This is a genomic window from Nocardia sp. CA-120079, assembly GCF_050955745.1.
In the GTDB taxonomy this organism is placed as follows: domain Bacteria; phylum Actinomycetota; class Actinomycetes; order Mycobacteriales; family Mycobacteriaceae; genus Nocardia.
This window is the reverse complement of the sequence record NZ_CP192088.1, coordinates 1,968,073-1,986,379: the sequence shown is the minus strand read 5'-3', so window position 1 is coordinate 1,986,379 and position 18,307 is coordinate 1,968,073. Positions and strand designations below refer to the sequence as shown.

The 18,307-nt window shown below is 65.8% G+C and carries 18 protein-coding genes; 8 read left to right on the top strand and 10 right to left on the bottom strand.

Annotated features, from left to right (window positions below; all coding sequences use genetic code 11):
* Nucleotides 1-6 precede the first annotated feature (6 nt).
* Nucleotides 7-468: an STAS domain-containing protein gene (locus ACQPYR_RS09130; protein ID WP_433629923.1), complete on the bottom strand. Its 462-nt coding sequence runs from the start codon at nucleotides 466-468 to the stop codon at nucleotides 7-9.
* A gap of 144 nt (nucleotides 469-612) precedes the next feature.
* Here ACQPYR_RS09130 and ACQPYR_RS09125 point away from each other — a divergent pair, with 144 nt between their 5' ends.
* The 3 genes from ACQPYR_RS09125 to ACQPYR_RS09115 are packed head-to-tail and all read left to right on the top strand — an operon-like array spanning nucleotide 613 to nucleotide 3,535.
* On the top strand, nucleotides 613-1,656 hold the full coding sequence (locus ACQPYR_RS09125) for an ABC transporter substrate-binding protein (RefSeq protein ID WP_433629920.1): 1,044 nt from the start codon (nucleotides 613-615) through the stop codon (nucleotides 1,654-1,656).
* Nucleotides 1,653-2,702, top strand: a complete 1,050-nt coding sequence (locus ACQPYR_RS09120; protein ID WP_433629917.1) for a FecCD family ABC transporter permease — start codon at nucleotides 1,653-1,655, stop codon at nucleotides 2,700-2,702. The genes ACQPYR_RS09125 and ACQPYR_RS09120 overlap by 4 nt, the downstream gene beginning before the upstream one ends.
* Entirely contained in the window at nucleotides 2,699-3,535 is an 837-nt protein-coding gene (locus ACQPYR_RS09115) for an ABC transporter ATP-binding protein (RefSeq protein ID WP_433629914.1), read from the top strand. Before ACQPYR_RS09120 ends, ACQPYR_RS09115 begins: the two co-directional genes overlap by 4 nt.
* A 4-nt stretch (nucleotides 3,536-3,539) precedes the next feature.
* Here the strand turns inward: ACQPYR_RS09115 and sigC are convergent, their stop codons facing one another.
* Nucleotides 3,540-4,106, bottom strand: coding sequence for an RNA polymerase sigma factor SigC (sigC, locus tag ACQPYR_RS09110; protein WP_433629911.1), 567 nt, complete (start codon nucleotides 4,104-4,106; stop codon nucleotides 3,540-3,542).
* Between the two features lie 65 nt (nucleotides 4,107-4,171).
* Here sigC and ACQPYR_RS09105 point away from each other — a divergent pair, with 65 nt between their 5' ends.
* The gene (locus ACQPYR_RS09105; protein ID WP_433629908.1) at nucleotides 4,172-4,906 is read left to right on the top strand and encodes a DUF2275 domain-containing protein; all 735 of its coding nucleotides are present in this window, start codon (nucleotides 4,172-4,174) and stop codon (nucleotides 4,904-4,906) included.
* A gap of 14 nt (nucleotides 4,907-4,920) precedes the next feature.
* A complete protein-coding gene (locus tag ACQPYR_RS09100; RefSeq protein ID WP_433629906.1) occupies nucleotides 4,921-7,179 on the top strand; it encodes a heavy metal translocating P-type ATPase in 2,259 nt (752 codons plus the stop codon).
* Nucleotide 7,180: 1 nt separating this feature from the next.
* Here ACQPYR_RS09100 and ACQPYR_RS09095 read toward each other — a convergent pair whose 3' ends face one another.
* The 3 genes from ACQPYR_RS09095 to ACQPYR_RS09085 form a co-directional block, all read right to left on the bottom strand.
* A complete protein-coding gene (locus ACQPYR_RS09095; RefSeq protein WP_433629904.1) occupies nucleotides 7,181-9,136 on the bottom strand; it encodes a cytochrome c oxidase assembly protein in 1,956 nt (651 codons plus the stop codon).
* A gap of 123 nt (nucleotides 9,137-9,259) precedes the next feature.
* Nucleotides 9,260-9,544 carry a hypothetical protein gene (locus tag ACQPYR_RS09090; RefSeq protein WP_433629902.1) on the bottom strand — a complete coding sequence of 95 codons (285 nt, stop codon included), beginning with the start codon at nucleotides 9,542-9,544 and terminating at the stop codon, nucleotides 9,260-9,262.
* Nucleotides 9,545-9,668: 124 nt separating this feature from the next.
* A complete protein-coding gene (locus ACQPYR_RS09085) occupies nucleotides 9,669-9,827 on the bottom strand; it encodes a hypothetical protein (RefSeq protein WP_433629900.1) in 159 nt (52 codons plus the stop codon).
* 497 nt (nucleotides 9,828-10,324) lie between these two features.
* Here ACQPYR_RS09085 and ctaD point away from each other — a divergent pair, with 497 nt between their 5' ends.
* Entirely contained in the window at nucleotides 10,325-12,070 is a 1,746-nt protein-coding gene (ctaD, locus tag ACQPYR_RS09080) for an aa3-type cytochrome oxidase subunit I (protein WP_433629897.1), read from the top strand.
* A gap of 6 nt (nucleotides 12,071-12,076) precedes the next feature.
* Here the strand turns inward: ctaD and ACQPYR_RS09075 are convergent, their stop codons facing one another.
* Complete coding sequence (locus ACQPYR_RS09075; protein WP_433629894.1) at nucleotides 12,077-13,354, bottom strand: glycosyltransferase 87 family protein; 1,278 nt, start codon at nucleotides 13,352-13,354, stop codon at nucleotides 12,077-12,079.
* 98 nt (nucleotides 13,355-13,452) lie between these two features.
* Here ACQPYR_RS09075 and ACQPYR_RS09070 point away from each other — a divergent pair, with 98 nt between their 5' ends.
* Nucleotides 13,453-14,079: a TetR/AcrR family transcriptional regulator gene (locus ACQPYR_RS09070; RefSeq protein ID WP_433629891.1), complete on the top strand. Its 627-nt coding sequence runs from the start codon at nucleotides 13,453-13,455 to the stop codon at nucleotides 14,077-14,079.
* 1 nt (nucleotide 14,080) lies between these two features.
* On the opposite strand, the gene ACQPYR_RS09065 is transcribed toward ACQPYR_RS09070, so the two are convergent.
* Entirely contained in the window at nucleotides 14,081-15,229 is a 1,149-nt protein-coding gene (locus ACQPYR_RS09065; RefSeq protein ID WP_433629888.1) for an alpha-hydroxy-acid oxidizing protein, read from the bottom strand.
* Between the two features lie 258 nt (nucleotides 15,230-15,487).
* Between ACQPYR_RS09065 and ACQPYR_RS09060 the strand changes: the two genes are divergently transcribed.
* On the top strand, nucleotides 15,488-15,688 hold the full coding sequence (locus tag ACQPYR_RS09060) for a hypothetical protein (protein WP_433629885.1): 201 nt from the start codon (nucleotides 15,488-15,490) through the stop codon (nucleotides 15,686-15,688).
* A gap of 46 nt (nucleotides 15,689-15,734) precedes the next feature.
* On the opposite strand, the gene ACQPYR_RS09055 is transcribed toward ACQPYR_RS09060, so the two are convergent.
* The 3 genes from ACQPYR_RS09055 to ACQPYR_RS09045 all read right to left on the bottom strand — a co-directional run bounded on the left by ACQPYR_RS09055 (nucleotide 15,735) and on the right by ACQPYR_RS09045 (nucleotide 18,108).
* A complete protein-coding gene (locus ACQPYR_RS09055; protein ID WP_433629883.1) occupies nucleotides 15,735-16,061 on the bottom strand; it encodes a hypothetical protein in 327 nt (108 codons plus the stop codon).
* A gap of 221 nt (nucleotides 16,062-16,282) precedes the next feature.
* Nucleotides 16,283-16,948: a response regulator gene (locus tag ACQPYR_RS09050; RefSeq protein WP_433629880.1), complete on the bottom strand. Its 666-nt coding sequence runs from the start codon at nucleotides 16,946-16,948 to the stop codon at nucleotides 16,283-16,285.
* Nucleotides 16,945-18,108, bottom strand: a complete 1,164-nt coding sequence (locus tag ACQPYR_RS09045; RefSeq protein WP_433635073.1) for a sensor histidine kinase — start codon at nucleotides 18,106-18,108, stop codon at nucleotides 16,945-16,947. Before ACQPYR_RS09045 ends, ACQPYR_RS09050 begins: the two co-directional genes overlap by 4 nt.
* Nucleotides 18,109-18,307 lie beyond the last annotated feature (199 nt).

Here is an 18,307-nt window from a genome sequence, read left to right as displayed (position 1 = left end):
CGGACCCTACATCGGGGCGGCACATCCCGGTGTAGGGTCCGCGAGCGCCGCGGCCAAGGAGCCGACGCGGCGGAAGTTCGTAGCGAGTCCGGTGAGCTCGATGGCCCGATCGACACAGCGCACCGTGGTGATCAAAACCATTCGGCGGTCGGCCTTTTCGGCCGCCGCCTGAGCCTCGATCAGGGTCGCCAGTCCGGCTGCGGCGAAGAAGGTGACCGGGGACAGGTCGACGACCATGATCGAGCCCCGAGAACCGAAGGCGCGCACTAGTTTGTCCCGTAGTCGCGGCGCGGTCCACAGATCGACCTCGCCCGTGACGACCACCAGCGTGACATCGCCACGCGGATGGCTCACCGTGAATTGGATGATCCGAGCTCCGGGCACGGTCGAAATATCGACGCGCTCACCGTGTTCGGTTTTGTCACGGTCAGCGGGTCTACCTGCCGGATAAGCGAAATGGGTCGACATGCGCTGGCTCCTGCGGTCCGGTCGGACCTGTCACACAAGTCAAGCAGGATCGGCCGGGTCTGTACAGGGATCCTGCGCGTCGCACGGTAACGGATGCGAAAAATTTCCGGGAACCACGGCGCGGCACCGTACGACTAAGTATTCATGCAGCACACAGCACTGCTGGCCATAGCCGTTGGCGCCATCGCTGTCACCGGATGTTCGACCACAGTCACCGAATCCGCGACCACCGCACCTGCCGCCGCGACCGAGGGCGTCACGAAATATCCCGTCACCGTGGAGAACTGCGGTAAGGCCTATACCTTCACCGAGGCACCGAAGCGGGTCGTGGTGATGAACGGCGGCTCCATCGGCGAGGTTTCGTCACTGGTCGCTCTCGGTGTCGCGGACCGCGTCGTCGCCAATGCCCAGTCCTACGGCTCATCCGATGTGTCCGGCCGCGCCGATGCCATCGCCGCCCTGCCGACCGGCGATATCACCCCGAACAACCTGCAGGACATCCCTCGCGAGGCCATGCTCGCCCAGCATCCCGATCTCGTCATCTCCACCGGAGGCGGCGGCTTCTCTGCCGATCAGGGTTTCGCCACCCGCGCCGAGCTGTCCGGTGCGGGTGCCAATACCTATGTGCCCCGGTCTAATTGCGGTGTGACCGGCGCGGTCACCGGCACGCCGACCATCGAGGACAGCTACGCCATGCTGCGCGATTTCGGCACGATTTTCGATGTACCCAGTCGCGCCGCGAAGCTCATCGATGACACCGAGCGCAAGATCGCCGAGACCTCCGTGCGGGTGGCCGGACAGCCCAAGAAGAATGTGCTGCTCATCTTCCCGGGGATGGGTATGGGCGATGGGGGCGACTTTTCGGCCATCGCCGCGGGCGGCATCTGGAACGACATTATCGAACAGGCCGATGCGGTGAATCCGTTCAATCGGACGGATGGAACTACTTTCGTGACGATCAGCAAGGAACAGCTCGCCGTCACCCCGATCGACGGTCTCATCGTGGTCGACTACCGCAATCCCGATATCGATGGTGCGGCCAGGCGGATCCTCGAGCAGTTCCCGCAGTGGACCGCGAGCAAGAACATCAACTACACGGTGTTGTCGGACGCGATCTACCTCGGACCGAGCAATGACATCGCGGTGGACAAAATCGCCAGACTCGTACACCCCGAACAGTTCGCATGACGAATACGCTTCGACAACGGCGGTTACCGGCGACGACACCCCGGCCGCTGGCGATTGCTGTATCGCTGGCAATCCTGTTCGTGGTCTTGCTGGTATCCATCGGCGCGGGATCGGTGACGGTCTCGATCGCCGATACCTGCCGTGTCATCTTCGCCCATCTATCCGGTAAGTCACCGGATGTCGGTTTCACCGTTGACCAGATCGTCTGGAACTATCGTCTGCCCCGGGTCGTCCTCGCCGCACTCTGCGGCTGCGGCCTGGCGATTTCCGGCGTGATTCTGCAAGCGCTGGTGAACAATCCGCTTGCCGACCCGTATGTGCTCGGTTTGTCCTCCGGCGCCGCGCTCGGCGCGGTGACCGTGATCGTCACCGCAGGTGCGGCACTCGGCGGCATCGGCGTTTCGGCCGCCGCATTCATCGGCGCAATCGGCACCGCCGCAGTGGTTTTCGCACTCGGACAGCGGCGCGGCAGCCTGGCTCCGACCCGTCTGGTTCTCGCCGGTGTCGCCGTCGGATACCTGCTGCTGGCGGCGACGAACTACCTCCAGTTGCGGGCCACCCCGAACGAACTGCGCGCGGTGATGTTCTGGACCATGGGCAGTGTCTCCGGCGCGAGCTGGTCGCGACTGGGACCGGTGACGCTGGTGGTCCTCGTGGTCGTCGCCGTTGTGCTGGCCTTCGGTCGTCGCCTCAACGTGCTCGGCACCGGCGATGAACAGGCGATCGCGCTCGGCGTCGATGTCCGCACCACCCGGATCATTTTGCTGGTCCTGGCCTCGCTGCTCACCGGCGTGCTGATCGCGGTCGCGGGTGGAATCGGCTTCGTGGGCTTGATGATTCCGCATCTGATACGTCTGGTCTTCGGCATGGACCACCGTCGGGTACTCCCCCTTGCCGCTCTGCTCGGCGCGGCATACCTGGTCCTGGTCGACCTGCTGTCACGAACCATCGACGCCCCCAACGAACTCCCGCTCGGCATCTTCACCGCCGCCTTCGGCGCGCCGTTCTTCCTCTGGTTACTCCGGCGCGATGGAGGTCTCGCATGACCGGGCACCCCGCCCATAAATCGGGTGTGCGCCCGGTGGAAACACCGGGCGCCCGGATCACCGAGTTATCGGTGGTCGGGGTGACGATCGCATTCGGGCGCGCGCGGGTGCTGGATGGGGTGACGTTGCAGGCGCCGCCGGGGGCGTTCGTCGGAGTGGTAGGGCCGAACGGGAGCGGTAAGACGACGCTGTTGCGCACCATTTATCGCTCGCTGCGCCCCGAGCAGGGCATGGTGCTGATCGACGGCGCCGATATCAGTGCGATGTCGGTGCGCGCGGCGGCGCGCACCACGGCTGCGGTGCTCCAGAATGGTTCGGGCGCAGCGGAATTGACGGTCACGGAGCTGATCGGGCTCGGTCGTAATCCGCATCATGCGCTGTTCAGCCGGGATACCGCCGCCGATCATGCGGCGGTCACGGATGCCATGGCGCGCACCGGTGTCACCGACTACGCCGAACGCCCGATCGGCTCGCTATCGGGTGGCGAGCGTCAGCGAGTGCTGCTGGCCAGAGCGCTAGCACAGCAGCCGCGCCTGCTCGTCCTCGACGAACTGACCAACCATCTCGATGTGCGCGCCCGATTCGAACTGCTCGACCTGGTCCGCTCGACCGGCATCACGACCCTGGCCGTGCTGCACGAATTGGATCTGGCCGTGCGCTGCTGTGATCAGCTGGTCGTGCTCGATCACGGCAAGGTTGTCGCGGCGGGTGCGGTGCTCGAGGTCATGACACCCGAGCTATTGCGGAATGTCTTCGGTGTCAAAGCCACTGCCGAACTACACGATGACGGTGTTGTCCGATTGCGCTACGCCGCAGCGCCTTTGGCTCTCTAACCCGTCAGCCGTGCGCGCGGCGCTTACCGTCGAAGCGCGTTGCGGCGACGAGGTCTTCGCGGGCACGTGCTACCCGGGACCGCACCGTGCCCACCGGGCACCCGCACACCGCCGCTGCCTCGGCGTAGGACAACCCGAGCACCTGCGTCAGCACCAACGCCTCCCGCCGCTCGGCGGACAGATCCTCGAGCAATAGCTTCAGCTCTACGATGTCGGCGAACCCATCGTGCCGACTCACCTGATGGTCGGCCGCCGCCACCCAATCGACACCCTGCGCGATACGCGGCCGGGCCATGACCATCCGCACCTGATCGACGACGACGCGACGCGCGATGGACAGCAACCAGGTTCGAGCGCTGGAGCGACCCTCGAAGCGCTTGATGCTGCCCAGCGCACGCAGATAAGTCTCCTGTGTCAGATCATCGGCACGCGACAGCTCGGTGAGATGGGCCAGCAACCGCCAGACATCCTTCTGGGTGGCCCGGATAAAAGCTTCCAGGGCTCGTCGATCCCCACGCGCCGCCGCCAGTGCCAGCTGAGTCGTCTCGTCATCCTCGGCGGGCGTCGGCATGGGCCCGAGAATAACCCGTACGCAACCCTGGGAACTTTGTGGTTCTGACAGCCGACAATCTGGATGTGGAGTGCAAGGTATGCCGGACCGCATTGTCGGCCCGGATCGATGGCGAACGCGAAACCGTGCCCGCGGCGCGCGTCGACGAACACCTGGAACAGTGCGCACAGTGCTGTTCCTGGTACGCGGCAGCCGTGGAAACCTCGCGCCTGCTGCGCGGCGGTTCGGCGTACGCACCCGACCTCACCGACGCCATATTCGCGGCCGCAGACCTGCGACGCCCGCGCAGATCGAGGTGGTGGACATCACTTTTCGGGTTGGGCTGGACCAGGCTGCTGCTCGGCCTGCTCGGTGTCGTGCAGTGTGCGCTGGCAATCGGTCAGTTCGCCGGATTCGACTTCGGTATGACCCACCACCACGGCGCCGCAATGACCCGGCACCTGATGAACGAGTCGACGGCATGGAGCCTGGCGATCGGCATCGGATTCATCTACTGCGCGCTGCGGCCCTACGCCACCTCCGGTGTGCTCCCGGTGCTCGGCGTACTGGTGACAGCGCTCACCGGCTTTGTCATCGGTGATCTGTATTCCGGTGTCGTGCCGATCTCCCGGGTGCTCTCGCACGGCATTCTGGTCGCCGCGCTGGTGCTGGTCGCGGTGGTGCATCGCACCCGCCGACCGGAAACCGCACCGCCGGCCCGGACCAGCCATCCCGCGCCCACCGAACTCGTCCTGCCGCCCGGCGCGCGATTCGGCCGCCGCACCGGCCATCTCCGCTCGACCCAAGATCCTGCCGCCTGAGACCGAACGGAATCATGACAACTGATCTCGCCACCTGTCCCGAGGCTGCGACCACTCGCATTTCGCTCGCGGTATCCGGAATGACCTGTGCCGCCTGCGCGAACCGAGTGGAACGCAAGCTCAACAAGGTCGACGGCGTACTCGCTTCGGTGAACTACGCGACCGGCGTCGCCTCCGTCGATGCGGCCGAGGACATTTCGGCCGATCAGCTCTGCGCCGAGGTGGTCGCGGCCGGCTATGGCGCGGAGCCGATCACCGGTAGCACCGGACTCGTACCCTCCGCCCCCGAGGAGGCGGCGGTCCGGGATCTGTTCCGCCGCCTGGTCGTCGCGCTGCTGCTGTTCTTCCCCCTCGCCGATCTGTCGGTGATGTTCGCGATGGTCCCGGCCACCAGGATCACCGGCTGGCAGATCATCCTGACCGTGCTGGCGCTGCCCGTCGTGGTGTGGGCAGCAGCCCCATTCCATCGCAAGGCATTGGCGGGCACGAGGAATTTCACCGCGAGCATGGACACGCTGGTATCGGTCGGCGTGACGACGGCGACGCTGTGGTCGCTGGACACCATGTTCCTGCACGCGGACCGGACCGACGTCCCGGATGGTGTGTGGGATGCGTTCTGGTCCGGCGATTCGATCTATCTCGAAGCCGCCGCGGGCGTCACCACATTCGTACTCGCCGGACGGTATTTCGAGGCGAAGGCCAAGCGTTCGGCGGGCAGTGCGCTGCGGGCGCTCGCCGCGCTCGGCGCCCGCGAGGTCACGGTGCTTACCCGCGACAATCGCGAAATGCGGGTCCCCATTGCCGAACTCGTCGAGGGTCAGCGGTTCGTGGTTCGCCCCGGTGAGACCATCGCCACCGACGGTCTCGTGGTTTCGGGCGAGTCGAGCGTGGATGCCGGTCCCATGACAGGCGAATCCATTCCGGTCGAGGTGACCGAGGGGATGGCGGTGATCGGCGGCACTACCGCAGTCACCGGTCGGCTGATCGTGGAGGCGGCCGCGGTGGGCGCGGATACGAAGCTGTCCGGCATGATCCGATTGGTCGAGCAGGCGCAGACCGGGAAGGCGCGCATGCAACGCGTGGCCGACCGGGTCTCCTCGGTCTTCGTGCCGTGCGTCTTCGCCGTGGCGGCAGGCACTTTCGCAACCTGGTGGCTGCTCGGTTCCGGTGTCGACGTGGCCGCCTCGGCCGCCCTTGCGGTGCTGGTGGTCGCGTGTCCGTGTGCGCTGGGGCTGGCGATTCCGACCGCGCTGATGGTGGCCTCCGGGCGCGGTGCGCAACTGGGCATTTTCATCAAGGGACATCAGGCGCTCGAGGCCACTCGCGATGTGGACACGGTGGTGTTCGACAAGACCGGCACTGTTACCGATGGTGTGATGAGCGTCGTCGGGATGACCGTGACGGATTCGGTGACCGAGGACGCGGTATTGCGACTGGCGGGGGCGGTAGAGGCGGCCTCCGAACACGCCGTGGCCGCGGCCATCACCCGGCACGCGAACGCTGTGCTCGACGAAGTGCCGGAGGTCGAATCCTTCACAGCGCTGCCGGGCTTGGGTGCGTGCGGTCTGGTGGCGGGTCGCGAGGTGATGGTCGGCCGCCTGCGTCTGCTGAACGATCGCGGCATCGATGTGCCGCAGACACTGAGTCGTGCTGTGCGCCAGGAGGAACGCGCGGGACGCACCGTGGTGCTCGTGGTGATCGACGGTGCGGCGCACGCGGTGATCGCGGTCGCCGATACTGTGAAGGTCAGCGCCGCGGATGCCATCGCCCGGCTGCACGCGCTCGGTCTGCGCGTCATGATGTTCACCGGTGACAATGCCTATGCCGCCCAGTCGGTCGCGGATGAGATCGGCATCGATGAGGTTGTCGCCGAACTACTTCCGGAGGGCAAGGTCGAACTGATCGCCCGCATGCAAGAGCAGGGCGGCCGGATCGTGATGGTCGGCGACGGCATCAATGACGGCGCCGCGCTGGCCACCGCCGACCTCGGCATGGCCATCGGGGCGGGTACCGATGTCGCGATCGCGGCCGCCGATGTCATCCTGGTCCGCGACGATCTCGCGGCCGTTGCCGATGCCATCGAACTCGCACACGCCACCCTGCGCACCATCAAGGGAAATCTGGTGTGGGCCTTCGGCTATAACGTGGTCGCCATCCCGGTGGCCGTACTCGGCCTGCTGAATCCGTTGATCGCAGGTGCGGCCATGGCGTTCTCGTCGTTCTTCGTGGTCTCGAACAGCCTGCGGCTGCGGCGGGTTCGGTTCGCGCGCTGAATCAGCGACGCGACTGCGCCAACTTCTCCAACATGGCGTTGTAGGCGGCGAGTTCGGAATCTTCGTACTCGTCATCCTTGCGATCGGTGCGCACCGCGGTGCGGCGATCCTGGGCCACCCACTGCGTCAGCAGTGCACCGACCACGAGCAGGATCGGGACTTCCCCGGAAACCCAGGCAATGCCGCCGCCGACCCGCTGATCGGCCATCAGGTCCAGCTGCCAGGGCAATTGGAATTGCTCGTAGAAGCGCTCGCCGATGACGGTGTTCATCGACATCACCGCGACGCCGAAGAAGGCGTGAAAAGGCATGATGGCGAACAACATACCGAGCCGGCCCAGATGCGGCAGGCGGCGCGGACCTGGGTCGATGCCGATAATGGCCCAGTAGAACAGATAGCCGATGATCAGGAAGTGCACGTTCATCAAGACGTGCCCCCAGTGGTAGCGGATCAGGTTCTGGAACAGCGGCGTGAAATACAGGCCGTAGAGCGACAGCACGAAGGCCGTGATCGCGGTGCCGGGGTGGGCCAGGATCGCGGTTGGGCGGGAATGCAGAATCCACAGCACCCATTCACGCACACCGGGAATCGCGTCCCTGGGTGCGGCGGGGACGGTGCGCAACAGCAAGGTCACGGGCGCACCGAGCACCAGCAGCACCGGTACGAACATATTGAGCGCCATATGCGTGATCATGTGCATGCTGAACATGGCGTAGCCGTAGGTACCGATGCCCGACGATGTCGAAATCAGCAGGGCCGCACAGCCGCTCGTCCACGACAGCGTGCGCCATGGCGACCAGGTGTCACCGCGTCGCCGCAGCCGCAGCACTCCGGCGGTGTACAGCATGATACCGGCGAGACCGGCGCTACCGAGGACGATATCGAAGCGCCACATGGTCATCAGCCGCCAGAGGTCGGCCTCCCCCGGCAGATCGAAACCGAGGAACACCTCCTGCGCGGTGAACGAGCGATCGGCGAAAGCCGGAGCCGGTTGGACGGCGATCGATACCAGTGCGGCCGTCAGCACCACGGACAGCGCGCCGGTTCCTGAGATCACGGCGCTCGAAACATGTTCGGCGGTAATCCTGCTCAGCGTGATCACGATTGCGACCGCCGATACGACGACCACCAGGGTGAGTCGACCGTAGCAGGTACTGAACAGCGCCGACCACGGCAACAGGATGGCACCGAGCACCAACCCGCTCAGCGTTGCCGCGCCCAGACACAGTGACCCGATGAGCACGTATCGCCGGACCGCGCTCGCTACCTGGAAACCGTTGCGCCGCACCTGTGCCGCCACGCACCATGCCAGCCCCGGTAGCACCGAGACCGCCAATTGGAAGATGATCATCGCGCCGGTGCCGAAGTCGTGATTCGGCCCCTCCCCCGCATTGCCGACCATTGCGGGCGGCAGCACCGCGATCAGCGCCAGCACAGCCGGCACCACCAGTCCGGTCCACGCCACCGTCAGCCGCGTCACCAGAGCGACGACACCGGCCAGCACCGCGACCACGATCCAGGCCTTCGGCTGCTCGCTCGCATCGATCAGCGCGCCGATCGCACCCCGCTCCAGGGCCGCACTCATCGACAGCCCACCCACATTCGCCGCACTCACCGGAATCAGAACCAGCGCCGAGGCGAGCCACACGAGACTCGCCCGCTCCGCCACCCGGACCCCGGCATACCCGTCCACATCGACCCGGCCGCGCGCGGTGACAACGGTGCAGCAGAGGGCGTAGATCAACGCGCCGAGGGTGAGCGCGCCCGCCAGCGCGGCGACCAGCCGCAGCGCGACATAGAGCAGGACATCCAGGAACCCGGGATAGGCGATACCCGCCGACCGGTAGGGCATATCGCCGGCCGCGAGCACCGAGAGCGGCACGAGCGCACCGGCGACGAGCACCGCGATCAGCCAGATGAGGTGGTCGGGCGAGCGCTTGACCTGCACGTATTCCACCAATCCTCGGTACCGATCGGGCAATGAAGGTGCCAGCCCTCGCACACAGGTCGGCCGCGGCCCGACGCTGGTTCCCGGGACGCGGGTGATGCGACGCAGCTCACACCGCGGATCCGGCAGGTGTCACAGCCGGACGGCGACGGGGTACATGGCACCGAAGGTGTCCGAGAGCGCACCGCAACCGGAACATTGGAATCGCACGCCCATGGCGAAGAAACCGTGGATGCGGAAATAGCAGGTGTCGCACATGAGGTCTACGCCGCTGCGCCGGCAGCATGGGCGTTTGCGGATGTGCCATTCGGCGCGATGTCGGCAGGGCACATCGTCGAAGCGGAAGGTGCAGCCGGGCAGTGCGTCCAGCGATTCGATGATATCTTCGAAAAACGTTGGGGCCGTTGCGGTATCCATCGGCAATGCCCTCCCTGCGGCTCGATCCGAATGCGGTGACCAGGTGCGTCCCCACACTCCGAATAGTCGTTAGCCGGGCATTAGCCGTTACTCGTGAGATGCGGCACACCAGCGTTTGCGGCGTTCACAGCGACACCGGATCTTGTGTGCGGGCGGAGCCGAGCGCAACCGGAATGCGCTGATAGCCACGCAGATTCGCCAATCCACGGTGCGGCGCGTCACCCACGATCCGAAGATCCGGGAACCGCTCGTACAAAGTCCGTAGGGCGATCGCGCCCTCCATCCGGGCCAGACTGGCGCCGAGTTCGGGCGCGTCGCGGCAGCTGCAGGCTCTCGGGCGGTGTCGCACCGAAATTCTTGTCGCGCAGGATATTCCGGCAGATCTCGTGATCGGCGCTGGCCCAGGTGAACGGGGTGCGCACAATGCGCCCTCGCTCGCGGATCCGGTCGCCGTAGGGATATGGATTTCTCTCGCCCGCGGGTCCGAGAGCAGCACGCCCAGCGGATCACCGCGACGTGCCTGCAGCCGAAGAAACAGTCCCGGCGTGCCGTGCAGCATCGCCCATCGCATCAAGCTCTTCATTGCGCTCCAACGTCCCCGATCGACGTGATCCAAGCTACGGCGCGCGCGACCGGCGCACATCCCACCGTGGTCGCAGCCGGACTCATACCGTGGCAGCAGACATGACGGCGGCAATGGGGCAAACCGCGCACGTCGGAGATAGAAAAGGCGCATAATCCGGACAAGGCTGCTCGGCGATCGGAAGGTGGCGACGGCCCGTGAGTACCACTACTCAACTCGAGGTAGTTCGGCCCTATCCACAGCGGGTCGGACCGAAGGGCTCCTATTTCTGGAAAATGATCACGACCACCGATCCGAAGGTGCTCGGGGTCATGTATCTGACCACCGCGATGACCTACTTCTTCATCGGTGGTCTCATCGCGCTGCTGATGCGCGGCGAGCTGGCCCGCCCAGGTATGCAGTTCCTGTCGACCGAGCAGTTCAACCAGCTGTTCACCATGCACGGCACGATCATGCTGCTGTTCTATGCGACGCCGATCCTGTTCGGCTTCGCCAACTGCGTGCTGCCGCTGCAGATAGGTGCGCCGGATGTGGCGTTCCCCCGGCTCAATGCCTTCAGTTACTGGCTGTACCTGTTCGGCGCGACCATCGCCACGGCGGGGTTCGTCACGCCCGGCGGCGCCGCCGACTTCGGCTGGACCGGTTACACCCCGCTGAGCACCATCGAGCACGCGCCCGGAGCGGGTGCGGATCTGTGGATCATGGGCTTGGCGGTCTCCGGTGTCGGCACCATCCTCGGCGGCGTCAACATGATCACCACGGTGATCTGTCTGCGTGCCCCCGGCATGACCATGTTCCGTATGCCGATATTCACCTGGAATATCCTGGTCACCAGCATCCTGATCCTGCTGGCCTTCCCGATTCTGACCGCCGCGCTGATGGCGCTGGCCTACGACCGTCACCTCGGCGGCCACATCTACGATCCGGCTACCGGCGGCATCCTGCTGTGGCAGCACCTGTTCTGGTTCTTCGGCCATCCCGAGGTGTACATCGTCGCGCTGCCGTTCTTCGGGATCGTCACCGAGATCTTCCCGGTCTTCAGCCGCAAGCCGCTATTCGGTTACACCACCCTGGTTTACGCGACGCTGTCCATCGGCGCGCTGTCGATCGCGGTGTGGGCGCACCACATGTACGCCACCGGCGCCGTGCTGCTGCCGTACTTCTCGTTCATGACCTTCCTGATCGCGGTGCCGACCGGTGTGAAGTTCTTCAACTGGATCGGCACCATGTGGCGCGGCCAGCTGACCTTCGAGACGCCGATGCTGTTCTCGGTCGGCTTCCTGGTGACGTTCCTGTTCGGTGGTTTGTCCGGTGTCATCCTGGCCTCGCCGCCGCTGGACTTCCACGTCACCGACTCATACTTCGTCGTCGCGCATTTCCATTACGTGCTGTTCGGCACCATCGTGTTCGCGACGTTCGCGGGCATCTACTTCTGGTTCCCGAAGATCACCGGCCGACTGCTCGACGAACGCCTCGGCAAGTGGCACTTCTGGACCACACTCGTCGGCTTCCACCTGACCTTCCTGGTGCAGCACTGGCTCGGCGCCGAAGGCATGCCGCGCCGCTACGCCGACTACCTGCCCGGCGACGGATTCACCGCGCTCAATACGGTTTCCACCATCGGCGCCTTCGTCCTCGGTGCGTCGATGCTGCCGTTCATCTGGAACGTCTTCAAGAGCTACCGCTACGGCGAAGTGGTCACCGTCGATGATCCGTGGGGTTACGGCAACTCGCTGGAGTGGGCCACCACCTGCCCGCCGCCGCGGCACAACTTCTACGAACTGCCCCGAATCCGTTCCGAACGACCGGCATTCGAGCTGCACTACCCGCACATGGTCGACCGCATGCGCAGCGAATTGCATGTCGGCTGGGGCTCGGGCGCCAAACACGCCGCGGCGGTCGCGGAACAGGACAGGGCGCAGGCTCCCGCGTCGGAGTCCTGACGCTGGCTACCGGACCACGGCGGGTAGCGCGTCACGTGCCGAACGCCGCAGCTGAACGGTAGCGGCGGCGAATAATGCGAGTGTCAGCCAGATGTATCCGTTGTGGACAAATGTCGCGAGATGGCTTCCCACGGGATAGTCGTAAATGCTGCTCATCGTCGGCTCGAAGAAGGCGATCACACCACCCGATGCGACCGCCACTGCGATGAGCAGGCCGATCGACACGACCACACCGCGCCTGCGCAAGGCGAGATCAGCCAGATAGACCAGCAGCGGTGCGAGCCAGACCCAGTGATGGACCCAGCTGTACGGGGACACAGCGGTGGTGGTGAGTCCGACCAGTACCACCGCGGGCAGTTCGAATCCGGTCAGCGACAGCCGGCGTGCCAGGTACAGGCAGGCCGCCGCGATGGCGAAAGCGCCTGCCAGCCAGAGCAATTGGTGCACACCCTCGACGCCGACGGTCCGCGCGAGCAGCCCGCGCAGCGATTCGTTGCGTGGATTCTCCGGTACACCGACGCGCTTGGGGTCGGCGAATGCGCCGCTCCAGAAGGTCAGCGAATCCTTGGGCATGGCCGCGAGACCGATAAGAACGGTCGCCACGAACGCACCGACGGCCGTCCAAGCGGCCCGATACCTGCGAGTGACCAGCAGATAGACCACGAAGAAGGCGGGGGTGAGTTTGATGCCCGCCGCAATCCCGGTCAGCACCCCCTTCCAGCGCGAGGTATCCGGCAGCGCCATATCGGCGATGACCAGCAGCAGCAGGAAGATATTGATCTGACCGAAAGCCATGGTCTCGCGCACCGGCTCGCACCACATCAGCAGTCCGGCGATCGGCACGCCGAGCAGCACCAGCCGCAGATCGCGCCGATAGCCGAGCATCGACAGCGCCGCCCACACCGACGCCGTCAACATGGCGAAGTTGCCGAACGCACCGACATAGGTGAAGACGTCACCGTGCAGATTGACCAGTGGCACGAACAGCAGCGCGGCGAACGGTGTGTAGACGAACTCCCAGACACCGCGGGTGTGGCCCAGCAGCGGCGTGTCGTAGATGGAGGCGCCGTCGACCACCCGGTGCCCGGCGATCTGGTAGACGCTCAGATCCATCAGATGCATCATCACCTGCATCGTTTCGCGCACCTGATGGACGTAGTACACACCAGCGACCGTTCCGAGGACCGAGATCACCCAGAACGCGGTGGTGGGGATGGTGCGACGTTCGGGCTCGGGCGGTGCCGCGGTCGGCGCCGCCGCATTCTCGATCGTCGATACAGGCACGCTCATCTCCCAGCGATCGGGGTCCGGACTCGCCGCCCCACGGTAGTGGCACTACGCGTGCGGCGCACACCGCTCGGCAAGACCGGTACTGTCCTCGGATGACTGCTGGCGGCTCATCGCGGATGTACGACGGACGGCCCGTCGCCGACCGCCGTGCACAGCGGCGAGAGCGGTTTCTGGCCGCCGGGGTGGCGGTATTCGGGGAGAGCGGGTACCAGCACAGTTCGATCACTGCGCTGTGCCGCGCGGCCGGACTGGCGCGCAGCCAGTTCTATGAGCTTTTCGAGAACCGCGAGGATCTGTTGGTCGCGGTGTACGACCGGATCCAGACCGAGGCCAGGCAGGCCGCCACCGCCGCGACGGCGGCGGCATCGGGTGATGCGGTCGGTCTGGCGCAGGCGGCGGTGCGGGCCTATGCGGAGTCGATCGGGCGTGACCCGCGCGTGGCCCGGATCGCGCATGTGGAGGTCGTCGGAGTCGGTGAGCGGGTCGAGCAGCGCAGGATGCAGCAGCGGGCGCTGTGGACGGACTTCTTCGAGGACCAGATGCGGCGGGCGCTCGGACCCGAATTCGTGCCGCCCGGTGGGTTCCACACCGCCGTGACCGGATTCGTCGGCGCACTGCTCGCGCTGGTACACCAGTGGAGCACCGGCGACGAGCAGACCGACCTCGCCGGGATCACCGAGGTACTGACCCGATTCCTGATCAGCCTGATGACACCGTGATTCAGCGCCTCGGCCGGATATTCTCGCGCACCGCAGCGATATCCGGATAGCCATTGACCGCCATGAGTAGATCGGCCTCCGCCAGGATCATCCGCAGCACGTGCACCAGACCCGAAACCCCGCCCAGCGCAAGGCCGTACACGTATGGGCGGCCGATGCCGACCATCGTCGCCCCCAAGCCGAGCGCCTTGATCACATCGCTGCCCGAGCGCACACCGGAATCGAACAGCACGGGCACCCGATCGGCGACGGCTTCGACCACCCCGGGCAGCGTCTCCAGCGAGCTGAGACCGCCATTGGCTTGGCGTCCACCGTGATTCGAGCAGAAGATGCCGTCCACGCCCGCATCGATCGCGCGGCGCGCGTCTTCGGGATGGGAGATGCCCTTGAGGACGATCGGCAGTTCGGTCAGCGATCGAAGCCATTCGAGATCGTCCCAGGTGAGCGAATTTCCGAAGGTCTGCACCCAGTGCAGCACGATGGACTGCGGATCGTCGGAGCCGACCATCTTCTGGAAGACGGGATCGGAGGTGTAGTTCTTCAGCACGTGCCCGCGCAGCTGCGGGAAGTTCCCGATCGACAGATCACGCGGCCGCCAGCCCGGAACCCAACTGTCCAAGGTGACCGTGACGCCGCGATATCCGGCCGCCTCGGCCCGGCTCACCAGACTCGCGGCCAGGTCGCGATTCTTCGGCGTGTACAGCTGGAAGAAGCTCGGTGTCGCACCCGCGTGGCCGATGACGTCCTCCAGCGGGTCCTCCATGAGCGTCGAGAAGACCGCCGGCACACCGGTTTTCGCGGCCGCCTCGGCGACCGCGATGTCACCGTGCTTATCGCCGACCAAGCCGATCACGCCGACCGGGGACATGAAGATCGGGCTGGAAAAGGTGAGTCCCCAAGCTTGCACCGACAGGTCGCGCTCCGTCGCACCGACGAGCATCCGCGGCACCACACCCCAGTCCTCGAAGGCCTCGACATTGCGCCGCTGGGTCAGCTCGTCACCGGCTCCGCCCGCGATATAGGAGTACAGCGTCGCGGGCAGTGCGGCCGAGGCCTTCGCCTCGAGCGTCGCGAAGTCCATCGGGAACTCCGGGGCATGCCCGCCGAGGGCGGCGAAGTAGATCTCGTTCTGATAGTCCGCGAACGCCACTGTTCTGCCCTTCGGTAGGGGTCGATCGGAGGGGTAGCCTCCGCTTGCCGGAATATTAGACGCTAATGTCCATGATCAACCGCGAAACATTCGACCACGGCACAGCGCGGGGGCCTGTGCGATGTGTGTCACAGTGCCGGGGTGTTCGAACCGCATGACCTGCGCACCGAGGTCCGATGGCCGTACCTGCCGTAGCGCGAGTAACCGCTGGAGCGACGGGTAATCCGGACGCAGCTGACAGATTGTGAGAACCGCGCCGTGAATCTCGACTACCTCGATAGACCTGGTGACCACGACCTTCTGGTGGCCGGTCAGATCAAGAGCCCGCCACTGCGCCGCCTGGTACATCTGGCGCTCGGACTATCCACCGAGTCCATGGACCTGCTCACTGCGCTCACCGACCGATTACGAACCGCGGAGGGCGCGCTGGCCGACCCGGCGACCAGCGGCGAGTTCTAGACCTGACATCGCGAGCTGCGATCACCGTGGCCGGTCCGCGCGCCCATTACCGGATAGCAAGACCTCCCGCACGCCACAGCCAGCGCCAACGCGGGAGCTCCGCAATCACGGTGAGCACCGCCAGCACGCTGACCAGGACGGCGAGCGACACCGGCCACGCAACCCAGGCGGCGATGACCGCCGCGACCAGTTGCAGCACTACCAGTGCGATGGTGCCCCACCCCGGTACGGCGACGAGCACCTGTTTCTTGTCACCGGATGTGGCGAACACGGTGGGCAGCCCGATCAGGACAACTACCGAAAGCACAGCTAGTACAACCGAATACCCGGCCAGCGCCCATGGCGTCGCGACCCAGGCGATGAGTTCGGACATAAAACGCAGTACCGACGCAACTCGGCCCTGCCCTGTGAGATTCGGCGATTCGGACACGGATGCCAGGGTGCCATGGGATGAGTCCCCGATGCTCGGCGAAGCCCCGGGCCGAAGGGGATGGTCCGGGGCTTCGCTGAAGATTATCGCGCGAACCGGGCGCCGGGTTAACCGCGCGCAACGGCGTGTCGGACGTTCGAGCCAGGAGGCTCGGCGCGAGTGCACTAGTAGTGGCCGAGCGGAGGCACGAGGCCGTGCTTGTGGGCGTAGACGACGGCGTGAATGCGGTCGCGCACGCCTAGTTTCGCGAGTACCCGGGATACGTGGGTTTTGATCGTCTCTTCGCCGACGCCGAGTGCCGCGGCGATCTCGGCATTGCTGCGCGCATCGGCCAAGAGCAGCAACACTTCTCGCTCGCGCGCGGTGAGTTGTTCGACCTCGACCGGGGTGTCGGGTGGGGCGAGCGTGCCCGCGAACCGGGAAATCAACCGTCGGGTCATCGACGGATCGATCAGGGCGTCACCGCGGGCCGCGATCCGGATAGCGGCCACCAATTCCTCCGGTGGCAGGCTTTTCAAGAGGAACCCGCTGGCCCCCGCCCGCAGTGCGCGGTAGAGGTTGGCATCGCTGTCGTAGGTGGTGAGCACGAGGACACGGGTGCCGCCCGCCGCGACGATCGCCGCGGTGGCCGCGAGTCCGTCCAGCTTCGGCATGCGCACATCCAGAATCGCGACATCCGGGTGCAGCCGAGCGGTTTCGGTGATGGCGCTGCGGCCGTCGCCGACCTCGGCGACGCATTCGAGATCGGTCTGACTGTCGACGACCGCGCGCAGTCCGGAGCGGAACATGCTGTGGTCGTCAGCGATCAATACACGGACCGGTACGTTCACGAACCTCCGATCGGCAGGGAAACCCTGGTGTGCCAATGGTTTTGCGTCTCGTCCGGACCGAATCGCAGTTCGCCGCCGAATAATTCGGCACGTTGGCGAATACCGCTGAGGCCACGGTGCTCCGCGGTATCGCCCACCGTGGCGGTGTCGGCGAGTGGATTGATCGACTCCAGCACCACCCGGTTCGGCTGATAGTCCACGATCAGCTGCGCGTGCGCGCCGTCGCCGTGGCGCAACGCGTTGGTCAACATCTCCTGCACGATGCGATACAGCGTCAGGTTCAGCGAATCCGGCAGCTCGACGGCCGCACCGCGCACGGTGAATGCCACGGCCAGACCTGCTGCGCGTACCCGCTCCAGCAGATCCTCGATATCGGCGAGTCCGGGCTGCCGCTGGCCGTCCTCCTCGCGCCCGTGTAGCAGGTCGAGCTGGCGGCGCAGGTCGACCATGGCGGCGCGGCTACTCGATTCCACCGCGGTCAGCGATCGAGTGGCGGCGGCATTCCCGGTGTCGGCCATGGCGATTCGGGCCGCACCGGCGTGGATGCCGATGGCACTGACGTGATGGGAGATCACATCGTGCAGATCCCTGGCAATGGCGGCGCGTTCCTCGGCGACGGCGCGGGCGAGTGCGGTCCGCTGCTCCTGTTCGCGCAATTTGGCCTGCTGCTCGAGATCGGCGATATATGCACCCCGCGCCGCCGTATATCGGCCGACCAGCCATGGCACCACACCGGCCGACACCGTCGAGGCCAGCAGCAACCGCCAATCGTGTGCGGTATTGCTGCTGATCAGCAGATGCGCGCTCGCAAAGCCCGCACTCATCGCGATGACGGTCAGCACCGATTTCGGACCGACCATCCAGGCGCCCGCCCGATATCCCGCCACCAGGAATCCGACATCGGCGAAGCGTGCGGCAAAGCCGTGCCGGTGCAGCATCAGGGCCTCGGCCAGGCGCAGCGCCACTTGGATCAAGGCCACCGCACCGGCGGTGCGCGGCGGCGCGGCCAATGCCAGATCGGCCGCGACGATGGCGATCAGCACCGCGGTGGTCTGCCACGGGGCCACCGCGAAGATCCCGTTCACCGTCAACATCGCGGCATCTACCGCCGCGGCCGCAACGGCGACCACCAGTGATTGGCGGGCCAGCGATCTGCTCACATCCAACAGTTCGCACCACCTTCGCACAGTCCGGGTCGAGCCGTCCGCGGGCGATCCTACCCAGCGCTCGCCCGTATTCCTCGGACCGAACTCTGCCCGGCTGCCCAGCCGTGGCGCATCCCCCGAGCGGGGGATCGCAAATCCCTCGACAGCGCGATGTTTGCCCAGGCCAGCGCCCGTAACGTGGCGATGAAGCAGC